At 72.1% G+C, this 13,518-nt stretch carries 9 protein-coding genes and 1 pseudogene; 2 read left to right on the top strand and 8 right to left on the bottom strand.

Translation table 11 applies throughout. From position 1 onward, the window contains the following. Positions 1-9 precede the first annotated feature (9 nt). A complete protein-coding gene (locus AB0M26_RS02450) occupies positions 10-990 on the bottom strand; it encodes an alpha-ketoacid dehydrogenase subunit beta (RefSeq protein ID WP_365253252.1) in 981 nt (326 codons plus the stop codon). Between the two features lies 1 nt (position 991). Beyond that, positions 992-2,146, bottom strand: a complete 1,155-nt coding sequence (pdhA, locus tag AB0M26_RS02455) for a pyruvate dehydrogenase (acetyl-transferring) E1 component subunit alpha (RefSeq protein ID WP_365253255.1) — start codon at positions 2,144-2,146, stop codon at positions 992-994. A gap of 640 nt (positions 2,147-2,786) precedes the next feature. On the opposite strand from pdhA, the gene AB0M26_RS02460 reads away from it, so the two are divergent. Continuing rightward, positions 2,787-3,806 carry a phosphotransferase gene (locus AB0M26_RS02460; protein ID WP_365253258.1) on the top strand — a complete coding sequence of 340 codons (1,020 nt, stop codon included), beginning with the start codon at positions 2,787-2,789 and terminating at the stop codon, positions 3,804-3,806. Between the two features lie 218 nt (positions 3,807-4,024). Here the strand turns inward: AB0M26_RS02460 and AB0M26_RS02465 are convergent, their stop codons facing one another. After that, positions 4,025-5,629: a protein kinase gene (locus AB0M26_RS02465; protein WP_365253261.1), complete on the bottom strand. Its 1,605-nt coding sequence runs from the start codon at positions 5,627-5,629 to the stop codon at positions 4,025-4,027. A gap of 310 nt (positions 5,630-5,939) precedes the next feature. Here AB0M26_RS02465 and AB0M26_RS02470 point away from each other — a divergent pair, with 310 nt between their 5' ends. Then, complete coding sequence (locus AB0M26_RS02470) at positions 5,940-7,640, top strand: protein kinase (protein ID WP_365253264.1); 1,701 nt, start codon at positions 5,940-5,942, stop codon at positions 7,638-7,640. Positions 7,641-7,918: 278 nt separating this feature from the next. On the opposite strand, the gene AB0M26_RS02475 is transcribed toward AB0M26_RS02470, so the two are convergent. The 5 genes and pseudogenes from AB0M26_RS02475 to AB0M26_RS02495 form a co-directional block, all read right to left on the bottom strand. Then, the gene (locus tag AB0M26_RS02475; RefSeq protein ID WP_365253267.1) at positions 7,919-8,482 is read right to left on the bottom strand and encodes a bacterial proteasome activator family protein; all 564 of its coding nucleotides are present in this window, start codon (positions 8,480-8,482) and stop codon (positions 7,919-7,921) included. A gap of 199 nt (positions 8,483-8,681) precedes the next feature. Next, entirely contained in the window at positions 8,682-9,497 is an 816-nt protein-coding gene (locus tag AB0M26_RS02480; protein WP_365253270.1) for a hypothetical protein, read from the bottom strand. A 476-nt stretch (positions 9,498-9,973) separates the two neighbouring features. Then, positions 9,974-10,951 (bottom strand): NAD(P)H-quinone oxidoreductase, encoded by a 978-nt coding sequence (locus tag AB0M26_RS02485; protein WP_365253778.1) that lies wholly within the window; start codon positions 10,949-10,951, stop codon positions 9,974-9,976. Positions 10,952-10,967: 16 nt separating this feature from the next. Then, a complete protein-coding gene (locus AB0M26_RS02490; protein ID WP_365253273.1) occupies positions 10,968-12,044 on the bottom strand; it encodes a potassium channel family protein in 1,077 nt (358 codons plus the stop codon). Between the two features lie 344 nt (positions 12,045-12,388). Further along, positions 12,389-13,518 (bottom strand): annotated as a pseudogene (locus AB0M26_RS02495) (molybdopterin-binding protein); the annotation flags it as partial.

The raw sequence follows: 13,518 nt of genomic DNA on the forward strand, positions 1-13,518 counted from the left end.
CTCGGCCCCTCAGTAGGCCAGCGCGCGGTCGACGGAGTCCAGCACCCGGTCGAGCCCCGGCAGGTATTCGTCCTCGAGCCTGGCCGGCGGGTACGGCGCATGCATACCGCCGACCCGCAGGACGGGTGCCTCCAGATGGTAGAAGCACCGCTCGGTGATCCGGGCCGCGATCTCCGAACCCGTCCCCAGGAACACCGGCGCCTCGTGGACGACGACGAGCCTGCGGGTCTTCTCCACCGACCGCTGGACGGTGTCGAAGTCGATCGGGGACATCGAGCGCAGGTCGACGACCTCCAGCGACTTGCCCTCCTCGGCCGCCGCGGCGGCCGCCTCCAGGCACACCTTCACCATCGGCCCGTACGCGGCCAGGGTCAGGTCGGTGCCCTCGCGCACGACGCGGGCGGCGTGCAGCGGGCCGGGGATGGCGGCCGTGTCGACCTCTGCCTTGTCCCAGTAGCGGCGCTTGGGCTCGAAGTAGATGACGGGGTCGTCGGACTCGATGGCCTGCTGCATCATCCAGTACGCGTCGGCCGCGTTGGACGGGGAGACCACCTTCAGCCCTGCGACGTGCGCGAACAGCGCCTCGGGCGACTCGCTGTGGTGCTCGACAGCGCCGATGCCACCGCCATAGGGGATACGGATGACGACCGGCAGCTTGACCTTGCCCAGCGCGCGGGCGTGCATCTTGGCGAGCTGCGTGACGATCTGGTCGTACGCGGGGAAGACGAAGCCGTCGAACTGGATCTCGGCGACGGGGCGGTAGCCGCGGAGCGCGAGGCCGATCGCCGTGCCGATGATGCCGGACTCGGCGAGCGGGGTGTCGATGACCCGCTCCTCGCCGAAGTCCTTCTGCAGTCCGTCGGTGACGCGGAAGACGCCACCGAGCTTGCCGACGTCCTCACCCATGACGAGGACCTTGGGGTCGGCCTCCATCGCCGTGCGGAGCGAGGCGTTGATCGCCTTCGCCATCGCGAGTTTCTCGGCAGCCATGTCAGTTCCCCTCCGCGTCCGCGAACGAAGCCTGGTACGCGGCGAACTGCGCGCGCTCCTCATCGACGAGCGCATGGCCGTCGGCGTAGACGTGCTCGAACATCGCCATCGAGTCCGGGTCGGGCATGGCGCGCACCGCCTCGCGCACCCGCTTGGCGAGCGCGTCGCTCTCCTTCTCCAACTCCGTGAAGAAGGCGTCGTCGGCGAGGCCCTGCTTCTCCAGGTGCGTCCGCAGCCGCAGGATCGGGTCCTTGGCCTCCCACGCGGCCCGCTCCTCGTCCAGTCGGTAACGGGTGGGGTCGTCGGAGGTGGTGTGGGCACCCATGCGGTAGGTGAACGCCTCGATGAGCGTGGGGCCCTGGCCGCTGCGCGCCCGCTCCAGGGCGGCGCGGGTGACGGCGAGGCAGGCCAGCACGTCGTTGCCGTCGACACGGACGCCGGGGAAGCCGAAGCCCTGGGCGCGCTGGTAGAGGGGGACGCGGGTCTGCTTCTCGGTGGGCTCGGAGATCGCCCACTGGTTGTTCTGGCAGAAGAAGACGACGGGGGCGTTGTAGACCGCGGAGAAGGTGAAGGCCTCGGCGACGTCGCCCTGGCTGGACGCGCCGTCGCCGAAGTAGGCGATCACGGCGGAGTCGGCACCGTCCTTGGCCACGCCCATCGCGTAACCCGTTGCGTGGAGCGTCTGTGAGCCGATGACGATCGTGTAGAGGTGGAAGTTGTTGCTGTTGGGGTCCCAGCCGCCGTGGTTGACGCCGCGGAACATCCCGAGCAGGTTCGTCGGATCGACCCCGCGGCACCAGGCGACGCCGTGCTCGCGATAGGTCGGGAAGACGTAGTCGTCGTCGTGCAGTGCGCGGCCCGAGCCGATCTGGGCCGCCTCCTGACCGAGCAGCGAGGCCCACAGTCCCAGTTCGCCCTGACGCTGGAGCGCCGTGGCCTCGGCGTCGAAGCGGCGGGTCAGCACCATGTCCCGGTACAGAGCGCGCAGCTCCTCCCGGGTCAGGTCGATCGAGTAGTCGGGGTGCTCGACCCGCTCGCCCTCCGGCGTCAGCAGCTGTACGAGCTCCGGGCGGGCGTCGGCCGGCGGCTTCTTGGCGCCGGTGCGCTTGCCGCTGCTGCGACGCGGTTTCCGCGCGGCAGTGCTCTCCACGGTCACGGTTGTGCTCCTCCGTCTGTCCGGCCCCCGGGATCCGCCGGCGGCCAGTTAGGGCTCACCCGCTCCGAACGGCGCACGGGGTATGTGCGGCGCGGCCGGACCGGGCGTGACAGGTGCCCCGGACGTGGCCTGCAAGAGGCACGTTACCCAGTGCGCCACATCTCCGCGAAACCCCTCTGACCTGCGTGTTTGCTTGGATATCCAAGTAAATCGCGAGGAGTGCGGGAACTGCACTGGTCACAGCCCTGCGGGCTGCCGGGACAACCGCACGGTATCCCGGAGAACTGGGGCACGGGAAGAGTCGGTGTGTGACACCGCTCCCGTGGCCGAAGACGGAGAAATCAGAGTATTCCCGGTCGACGACCCGGACGTGGTACGGCGCGAGGCCCGGGAACCGGGGGTGGCGCGAGGAGCGGAAACCTGGGGCGGCGCGAGGAGCGAGGCGACCGTCGGGAACCACCGCTCGCGGGCCTCCGCGTACGCCGCCCGGCTGCAGGCGGAAAAACGCTGAACCGGCCCAGCCGGCTGCCTGTTCACCCGCATCGACACGGGACCGCGGTACGACCGGCCCCTCCCGCGCCCGCGTCCCCGTGCGTCCGGCCGGGCACGCTGCGTGACGAAGTGATCTAACATCTGGCGAGTGCCGCGCACATATGACACTCCCGTCGCGCTCAGCGCCCTGCTCAGCCGGTACGAGGGCACCGGCGAGCCCCTGTCCTGCGAGCGTGTGGCCCAGGGCCTGCTCAATCGCGGCTACCACCTGGCAACCACCCGCGGCCGGTACTTCCTCAAGCACCACTTGGACGGCGACTGCGAGGCCATCGCCCACCAGCACGACGCAGTCACGCGGCTGGGCGCCCTGGGGCTCCCGGTCGTCCTGCCCCTGGCCGACGCGGACGGCCGTACGGTCACGGTCATCGGCGACGCCTGCTACACCCTGCACCCCTGGATCGACGGCAGGCACCGCGATGGCGCCGAGCTGACCTGCGCCCAGTCGCGACGGCTCGGCGCGCTGCTGGGGCTCGTGCACACCTGCCTGGAGCGGGTGATGCGGCAGTCGCCGGTCCCGGAGGCCGAGGCCAGGACGGAGAGCGCCGACCCGTCGGACACCTTCGAGCTGATCGACGAACTGCTCGGCCTGGCCCGCGCCAACCGCCCCCGCGACAGCTTCGACGAACTCGCCGAACACCGGCTCCTCGAGCGCCGCTCCCTGCTCGAACGCCATGCCCACCAGCGCCCGGAGGCCGGCGCGGAGCCCGCAACCGGCTGGGTCCACGGCGACTTCCATCCGCTGAACCTGCTCTACCGCGGCGCCGAGCCCGCGGCGATCCTCGACTGGGACCGGCTCGGCGTGCAGCCGCGCGCCGAGGAGGCGGTCCGCGCGGCGGCGATCTTCTTCGTACGGCCGCTGGGCACGCTGGAGCTGAGCAAGGTGCGCCCGTACGCCCGCGCGTATCGGGCGGCGACCGGCGCGAGCCCGGCCGAACTGGCGGCGGCCGTACACCGGGTGTGGTGGGAGCGCCTGAACGACTTCTGGATGCTGCGCTGGCGCTACCAGCTGCTGGACCGGCGCGCCGACCCGCAGTTCCCGGCCGCCGCCGCGCTGTCGGTGTGGTGGACGCGCGAGTACGAGGCGGTCTGTGACGCCTTCACGGGCTGAGGCAGGCTGCGGCGCCGTCAAGGGCCACCGAGTTCACGAGCCCACGAGTTCACGAGCCCACGAGTTCACGAGCCCACGAGCCCACGAGCCCACGAGTTCACGAGCCGACGGGATCACGGGCCGGACCGCGTTCACGGGCCACGGAGTGCACAAACCGGCGAGGGACCCCTGTACCGGACAGGCACCTTCACCGGGTGGAGGGAGCCTCCCCGCCCGGCTCAGTTCTCGCCGACCGGGTCCGGCAGGCTCGGGTCGGACGACGGCTCGCCATTGCCCCCGTCGTCCGTGCCACCCGGGTCCGAGGGCTCGTCGCTGGGGTCGCCGCCGCTCGACGTGCCGTCCGAGGGCTCGCCGGTCGGCTCGTCGGTGGGCGACTGCGAGGGCGTCTGCGACGGCGTCTGGCTCGGCAGCTGCGTCGGCTGGCCGGACGGGGTGTACGAGTCCTGGCCGCCGATGTCGTCCGCCGGATCGGTGCCTTCCGTCGTCTCCTCGTCCTGCGACTTCGACGGCTTGTTCTCCGTCTTCTCCGGGGCCGTCGGCGAGGGCCTGTCCGACTTGTTCCCGTCGGACTGCGTACCCGCGCGGTCCAGCGCGTAGGCGGCACCGAGGATGACCGCGATCACGGCGAGCGCGGCGAACAGCCACATCTTGCCGCGGCCGCCCTTCCGCTTCCCGCCGCCCGGACCGCGGCCGTCGAAGCCGCCGTCGTCCGGCCGGGCGCCGGGCAACAGCGGGCCGCCGGCGCCCATCGCCGTGGTGCTCGTCCGGAACGACGGGGGAGTGTCGCCGTGGTTCGGGTGCGGCAGCACGCTCGTGCCCGCCACACCCATGGCCGGGGTGTTGGCGCCGGTGTGCGCCACCGGCCCGGTGTCCCACACGCCCGTGTGGCCACCGCGCTCGTGCAGCATCTGCAGCGCGTACTGGACCAGGCCGCGCATCTCCTCCGCGCTCTGGAAGCGGTCGTCCGGGTCCTTCGCGAGCGACCGCATGACCAGTCCGTCGAGTTCCGGCGGCACGGCGACGGCGGCTTCGGACGGGGGCACCGGGTCGTCCTGAACGTGCTGGTAGACCACCGAGAGCGGGGTCTCGCCGGTGAACGGCGGGCGCTGGGCGAGGAGTTCGTAGAGCAGGCAGCCCGTGGCGTAGAGGTCCGAGCGGTGGTCGACTGCCTTGCCGAGGGCCTGCTCGGGGGAGAGGTACTGGGGGGTGCCCATGACCATGCCGGTCTGCGTCATCGTCGACTGCGCGCCGTGCAGCGCCCGGGCGATGCCGAAGTCCATGACCTTGACTGCGCCGGTGTTGGTGATGATGACGTTCGCCGGCTTGATGTCCCGGTGCACGATGCCGTGGTGGTGGCTGTAGGACAGCGCCTCGAGCACTCCGGAGACGATGATCAGCGCCTGGTCGGGCGGCGGCGCCTCGGCGTTGAGCAGCAGATCCCGGATCGTCCGGCCCTCGACGAGCTCCATGACGATATAGGGCACGGTGTGCGGGCCGACGACGTCCTCGCCGGAGTCGTAGACCGCCACCACCGCATGGTGGTTGAGGCCGGCGACCGACTGCGCCTCGCGCGTGAAGCGTGCCTTGGAGACCGGATCCTCTGCGAGATCGGCCCGGAGCAGTTTCACTGCAACCGTCCGGCCCAGACGTACATCTTCCGCTGCGAAGACCTCTGCCATACCGCCGCGGCCGAGGCGATGCGTGAGACGGTAGCGGCCGTCGCCGACCAGCCCGCCGGCCCCCCACGCCTCCGGCGCTTCGGGGACGCCCCCGCCGGTGGCATCGGGTTCGGACGGGCCCTGGGCGCGCTGCGTCTGTGCCATCAGTCCTCGCCGTCGTTTCTGTCCGCGACTGTCGGTGCCGTGCTACGTCTTCCCTGAAGCACGCTACAGGGTCCGGGCCCGGGTCCGGATCGTGATGGACCGGCCATCCAACCTCCGAGGGGTGCCTCGACGCAAATCACACCGTGCCTCGTAACCATTGAGAGACGCTTCTTGCGCATCCGGTCACGGAACGGGCATGCGGCTTGACGTGTACCGGCCCTGGGGCAGACTTGGCCGCGAATCACGGTTACGGGACGAGGGCACCGGGCCGCAGCGCAAGGCCGTGCGTGCCACGGGGGGAGCAGAACAAATGAGCCAGGACGGCGCACAGGGCCGTTACGAGGGCCGTTCCGTCGGTGGCGGCCGCTACCAGCTGCGCGACCTGCTCGGCGCCGGTGGCATGGCGTCGGTTCACCTGTCCTACGACTCCGTCCTGGACCGGCAGGTGGCCATCAAGACGCTCCACACCGAGCTCGGCCGGGAGCCGTCCTTCCGCGAGCGGTTCCGCCGCGAGGCCCAGTCCGTGGCCAAGCTCTCGCACACCAACATCGTCTCCGTCTTCGACTCCGGAGAGGACGAGATCGAGGGCGCGCTGGTCCCCTACATCGTCATGGAGTACGTCGAGGGCCGGCCGCTGCGCTCGGTCCTGGACGCGGACATCGCGCAGTACGGCGCCATGCCGGCCGAGAAGGCGCTGAAGATCACCGCGGACGTCCTGGCCGCGCTCGAGGTCAGCCACGAGATGGGCCTGGTCCACCGGGACATCAAGCCCGGCAACGTGATGATGACCAAGCGCAACGTGGTCAAGGTCATGGATTTCGGCATCGCGCGCGCCATGCAGTCCGGCGTCACCTCCATGACGCAGACCGGCATGGTCGTGGGCACCCCGCAGTACCTCTCGCCCGAGCAGGCCCTCGGCCGCGGTGTGGACGCCCGGTCCGACCTCTACTCGGTGGGCATCATGCTCTTCGAGCTGCTCACCGGCCGTCTGCCCTTCGATGCCGACTCGCCCCTGGCCATCGCGTACGCGCATGTGCAGGAGGAACCGCCCGTACCCTCCTCGATCAACCGGTCGGTCCCCCCGGCGGTCGACGCGCTCGTGGCGCGTGCGCTGAAGAAGAACCCCAATGAGCGGTTCCCGACGGCCGAGGCGATGCGCGACGAGTGCGCACGGGTGGCCGGGAACGGACAGACCGGGGCGGCGCCCAACGTGGTCGCCGGAGGGGCCGCGGCCAACAGCGGGGCGGGTGTCGATGCCGCCGTCTTCCCGCCCGTGGACCAGGGGACGCCTCCCCCGCCCAACGTCCACACGCCGTACCCGGCGCCCCAGCAGGGTCAGCAGATGGGCGGCTTCGGGCCGTCCACTCCTCCCCCGCCGCCCCACGCCGTGCACCAGCAGGGCTACCCGACACCGGGCCCGCACACCCCGGCGCCGTCGCCGTACGGCAGCGGCCAGACCCCGCCGCCGTACACGATCCACCCGCCCTCCCAGGGCGCACCCCCGAGCGGGAAGAGCAACATGCCGGTCGTGGTGGGCGCGGTCGTCGCGGCTCTGCTGGCGGCGGGCGGTCTGGTCACCCTGCTCCTCGTGAACAACGATGACGGCGGCGAGCCACGGGCCCGCGGCAAGGAGACGCCCCAGGCGGCGACGGAGGGGCCGGACGGCGACAGCGACTCCCGCGACTCCGACCCGGAGGACGAGGACACCGGCGGGGACTTCAACCCGGGCGACAAGACCAAGGTCATCGACCGCGAGGAGTGCACCGAGCCGAACGAGTACTGGGACGACGACAGCAAGATCTCGGCCCCGCAGTTCCAGTACTACGACCTCACGTCCGTGAAGGACTGCCTGAACGCGGCGGGTTGGAGGTACAGCGTGGTGTACGAGAACGAGAACACCTGGGGCAAGGACATCGTGATCCGGCAGACCCCGCTGACGGGTGATCCGTTCGACCCCGACGACAAGACCGACAGGTTCGTGCTGACGGTCTCGACGGGCAAGTCCGCCTGATCGGCTGCCCGGCGCGCGGCCCGGGGGACGGCCGCGTCGCGAAGCGGCAGGGGGACGGCCGCGTCGCGAAGACTTCCGCGGCGAGTGCCCGGCGCGCGGCGTGGGCTGCCGGGCCCCGTTCATCGTGTGTCGTGCGACGGTGTCCCCGCGGGAGCGGCCGGTCGCTGCGGCCGTGCGGGGGCTCCCTGCACGTGCCGGGCCTCCCCCGCCGTACGGGAGCCCTGGCGGAAGCAGCGCCTCCGGCGAGCCGCGGAAGCGGCCCCTTCCGGCGATCGTCGCTACAGGTACGGGCCCGAGCGCGCGCCGCCCTGGTGGGGCCGCTCGTCGTCGCCCTCCGGGCCCATCACGCCCGGGGGCAGCGCACGGCGCATCTGCTCGAGCTGGGCCCGTGCCGCCATCTGCTGCGCGAAGAGTGCCGTCTGGATGCCGTGGAAGAGGCCCTCGAGCCAGCCGACGAGCTGGGCCTGCGCGATCCGCAGTTCGGCCTCGGTCGGAACGGCGTCGTCGTTGAAGGGCAGGGACAGCCGCTCCAGTTCCTCCACGAGTTCCGGCGCGAGGCCGTCCTCCAGCTCCTTCACTGAGCTGTGGTGGATCTCCTTCAGGCGAGCCCGGCTCGCCTCGTCCAGAGGTGCCGCCCGGACCTCCTCGAGCAGTTGCTTGATCATGCTGCCGATGCGCATGACCTTCGCGGGCTGCTCGACCATGTCGGTCAAGGGCACCTCGCGGGATTCCTCGCCGCCCTCTCCGCCTCCGGAGCCGGCGTTGCCGAGAGACATCCCGTCCGCCCCGACGACCAGGACGTGCGGGCTCTCCTGCGACCGTTCATTTCTCGGCATCTCCATGCCGCCCATTCTCTCTCACACGCGTCTGCTGACGGTTCTGCCCCCGGAAAAGGCTGATCCACCGCCCCCGACGTGCGCGGAATGCGGAATTACGGGCACCGTATGGCCGAGGGGATACGGCCGGGCGGACGCCGAGGGGACACGGCCGGGCGGACATGGCCGGAGAGATGGCCGGTGCTGGATGCCCGGGCGGATCGCGTCAGCGCTTCCGCAGCCGGATGCCGATGTACGCGAGCCCGAGTCCCATCAGCGCAAGCCCCGTACCGATCGGCAGCACGCGCAGCATGCGCCCGGTGGGATGTGCCGATTGCCCACCGCGATCGTCTCCCGCGGTGGTGCCGTCGGCGGGCGTCTCGTCGGCGGAGGGGTCGACGGGCGGGACGCCGACGTCGGTCCACTCCGGTTCGTCCGGTTCCGGGGGCTCCGGCTCGTACGGCAGCGGGGGACGCCACGCTCCCTGCAGCTCGCTGTCGTCGGAGTCCGGCGGGCGCTCCGTGGGTCCTGCGGAGCTCGCGGGCGGAGGGCGCGGTGCGTCGGCCGGGGGGCGGGGGGCGCCGCGCGTGGGGGCTTCGGACGGTGCGCCCGAGGGGTGGCGGGGGCCCGGCGGGGTGCTCGGTTCGCGGGGTCCGTCGGGGTCTTCGGCGCCGGGGTGGGACGGCCGGGGGGCCCAGGGCGGCTCGTCGTGAGCGGAGGGGCCGGGGGGTTCGGGTTCGGGTTCGGGGAAACGTCCGGGCTTCTGCCGCCCTTCACCCGCCCTGCGCCCGGCGTACGGGCCGCTGCGGTCGTCGTCCGGCACGGCCGGGCGCCGCGGGGAGTCCACGGGGAAGCCGGGGAGGAGCAGCGGGGCACCGGAGGGACCTGTCGAGTGAATCCGCGGGGGCTGGACCGCGACGGTGCCGGTTCCGCGTCCCGTGAGGAACGAGGTCTGGTCGCGGGAGAACGCGGCGGGGGCCGGCAACAACGCGGCCCCGACCAGGAGCCCAATGGCGAGTCGCGAGCGCAGCGCTGTGGCCACGGCAGTGACCCCCTCCCGTACCGAGCGGTCAGGGTGACCCTTCCGATGCAGTGTTCAGAGTCACATGTCGGGTGAAATCCGGCATCTCGGACGGGAGTCGGTGGAGCGGGCCGGTTGAACCGTGATCTCAACAGGCCGACGGCGGCCGTACGCGGTCGGGCCCGGCCGGAGGCACGGAGACCGCCCCGAGCCACCGGTACGGGCTTCCAGGGCCGCGCCCCCCCTTGCTCCAGGCCACGCCACCTGCTCCCCGGGCGACGGGGGCCCGCTCCCTGGGCGACGGGGGCCCGCTCCCTGGGCGACGGGAGCCGATCCCCGGCCAATGAGAGCTGCCCCCGGCCACGCCACCCCGCTCGTGGCCACGGCGACGCGGCCCTTGGCCCGGTGTCGAGGAGTGCGGTCCGAGGCCACGGCGCCGAGGCTCCATGGCTCCGTGCCGTGCCGTCCGTGCCGTGCCGTCGGATCAGGCCCCCGCGTCAGACCGTGAGCAGGATCTTCCCGACATGGACGCCGCTCTCCAGAACCCGGTGCGCCTCGGCCGCGTCCTGCATCGGGACCGCACGGTCCACCACCGGGATCACCCTCCCGGTTGCGAGCAGCGGCCAGACGTGCTCCCGCACGGCCGCCACGATCGCCGACTTCTCCGAGAGCGGCCGCCCGCGCAGCGACGTGGCGGTCACCGCCCCGCGCTTCGCGAGCAGCGCCCCGAGGTCCAGTTCGCCCTTCCGGCCGCCCTGGAGCCCGATGACGGCGATACGGCCGTTCACGGCCAGCGCCTTCACATTCGGCCCGAGGTACTTGGCACCGATGATGTCGAGGATGATGTCGGCCCCGGCACCGTCCGTGGCCTTGCGGATCTCCTGGACGAAGTCCTGCTCGCGGTAGTCGATGAGGATGTCCGCGCCCAGTTCGCGGCAGCGGTCCAGCTTCTCCGGGCCGCCCGCCGTCACCGCGACCCTGGCGCCGACGGCCTTCGCGAGCTGGACCGCCATCGTGCCGATGCCGCTCGCGCCCCCGTGCACCAACAGCGTCTCGCCCGGCCTCAGATGGGCGACCATGAACACGTTGGACCACACCGTGCAGACCGCCTCCGGAAGGGCCGCCGCCGAGACCGCGTCCACACCCTCCGGCACCGGCAGCAACTGACCGACGGGGGCCACGACCTTCTCCGCGTACCCGCCGCCCGAGAGCAGGGCGCACACCTCGTCGCCGACGGACCAGCCGGAGACGTTCGGCCCGAGGGCGGCGATCCGGCCGGAGCACTCGAGGCCGGGATACCGGGAGGCGCCGGGCGGCGGGTCGTAGAAGCCCTGCCGCTGCAGCACGTCGGCGCGGTTGACGGCACTGGCCGCGACCTCGATGAGGACCTCGCCCTCGCCGGGTACGGGATCCGGGACCTCGGCCCACACCAAGGCCTCGGGTCCTCCGGGTTCGGGAACGGTGATCGCGTGCATAGGCATGGCGGCGAGGCTACTCCGCCTGCCGCTCCGCGCCGTTGCCCACCGGCCTGGCGCGGATGACCGCGATGACACGGTCGGTGGCCTGGAGCGGGCTGGCCTTCGGGTCGTCGTAGCCGAGGAGCCGGTGCCCGCGCAGGACGGAGACGACCAGGTCGTCCACCTCCCGTACGGAGCGGCCGACTTCGGACTTCACCACCGGGCGCTCGATCACGTCCAGACCGCTGCCCTGGTGGATCAGGTCCTCCAGGACGGTGACCGAGCTGGGACTGACGACGGACAGACCGAGGAGGCGCCCGGCCGCGCTGGAGCTGGTGATCACCGCATCGGCGCCGGACTGGCGCAGCAGCGGGGCGTTCTCCTCCTCGCGCACCGCGGCGACGATATTGGCGCCGCGGTTGAGCTGACGGGCTGTCAACGTCACCAGCACGGCGGTGTCGTCGCGCTGCGTGGCGATGATGATCTTGCCCGCGCGCTGCGCCTCCGCACGCTTGAGCACCTCACTGCGCGTACCGTCGCCGACGACGCCCACGAAGCCCTCTGCGCTCGCCGCGTCGACGACCTTCTGACTCGGATCCACTACGACGACCTTGTCCTTGGACAACCCCTTGGCCGTCAGGGTGAGTACGGCGGAACGGCCCTTGGTACCGAAACCGACGACAACGGTGTGATCGCGCAAGGAGGACCTCCAGCGGTTCAGTCGCCACTGCTCGCGGGTGCGCTCGGTGAGGACCTCGAGTGTGGTTCCGACCAGGATGATCAGGAAGAGGACGCGCAGGGGCGTGACGAGCAGGACGTTGATGAGCCGCGCACCGTCGCCGTACGGGACGACGTCGCCGTAACCGGTGGTGGAGAGCGTAACGGTCGCGTAGTAGACGCAGTCGAGGAAGTCGACTCTGTCGTCGGCGTTGTCGTGGTACTCCTCGCGCTCGGCGTAAACGATGAACACCGTGGTCATCAGGACCACGAGGGCCATCAGCAGCCGGCGGGCGACCTGTTGGAGCGGACCGGTGACCGAGCGGCGGGGAAGCTGGACGCGGCCGCCGGCCTCCGGGGGCCGGGCGGCCGCATCCTGACTGGGAAGCTTCATCGTGCGGGGCCTCCGTCGCGCGGTGCGGGGGCGGGTCGGGGCCCGCGGGCGGGCCTGGGTGCGGGCCCGGGTGCGGGCCCGGGTGCGGGTCCGGGTCCGGGTCCGGGTCCGGGTCCGGGTCCGGGTCCGGGTCCGGCGGGACGGTCGGTCACACTGTCGGTCTCACGGGCGGAATCGAGGCCGGTGTCGAGCCCGGTATCGAGGGCGGTCGTTCCGTCGGTCTCGGTCGATTCGCCGGTACCGGTCGATTCGCCGGTCGATTGGCCGGCACCGGTCGCTTCGTCGGTCACGGTGTCGTCCGCCGCGCGGCTGACCGGGCCTACCGACCGAGGAGGTTCGGCGTACCAGGGGAGTTCGAGGAACTGGACCGCGTCCCCCGGCCCCGCGCCTCCCGGCGGGATGACGGCGAGCCCGTCGGCCCCGGCGATGCCCCGGAGCATGGCGGGCCCGGCGAAGTGCAGCGGTACGGCGCGCCCGGCCCGGAGGGCAACGGGCACGAGCCGGGTGTCGTACGGGTGTCCGTGCACGGCATTGGTGACGCCGACGGTGGTGGTTCCGGTTGCTTTCGCCGCGGTACCGGTTCCGCTCCGGCCCGCGAGTGTACGCAGCAGCGGCTCGGCGAGGGTCAGCAGACCGGAGACAGCGGCGAGCGGGTTGCCGGGGAGTCCCACGAGGTGTTTTCCGGGCGCGAGCCTGGCGAGCAGCATGGGATGGCCCGGCCGTGCGGCAACCCCGTCGACGAGCAGGTCGGCCCCGGCGCGGCGCAGGACCGGGTGCACATGGTCGACGGGCCCGGCCGCGGTGCCGCCCGTGGTGACGACGAGATCAGCGGTGGACGCGGTGACGGCCCGGTGCAGGTCGTCGGCCTCGTCGCGCAGATGGCGGGTCCCGGTCACCTCGGCGCCGACCGCGTTCAGCCACGGACCGAGCATCGGGCCGAGCGCGTCGCGGATCCGGCCGTCGCGCGGGAGGCCCTCGTCCAGCAACTCGTCGCCGAGGACCAGGATTTCCACGCGGGGGCGCGGGAACGTCCGTACCTCGTCATAGCCCGCGGCGGCCGCCAGCCCGAGGACGGCGGGGGTGATGACCGCCCCGGCGGCCATCAGCCGGTCCCCGCTGCGGCACTCCTGGCCGCGGGGGCGGATGTCCTGTCCTGGCGCGACGGGCGCGCGGCCGGGGAGTACGTGGAGCGAGGCATCGTACGGACGTTGGCAAGCGGCACCGGAGGCCTCACCGTGCGGGGCATCCGCGCCGAGGCTGTCTGATCGAGGGGCGGCGGGGCCGGTGTCGTCAGCGCCAGGGACAGCGGGGCGACGGTCGTCAGCGCGAGGGGCGGCGGGATGGGTGTCGTCAGCGCCAGGGACAGCGGGACGACTGCCGTCAGCGCCAGGGACAGCGGGACGACTGCCGTCAGCGCCAGGGACAGCGGGACGACTGCCGTCAGCGCCAGGGACAGCGGGACGACTGCCGTCAG

This window comes from Streptomyces sp. NPDC051776 (assembly GCF_040681345.1).
Taxonomy (GTDB): Bacteria; Actinomycetota; Actinomycetes; order Streptomycetales; family Streptomycetaceae; genus Streptomyces.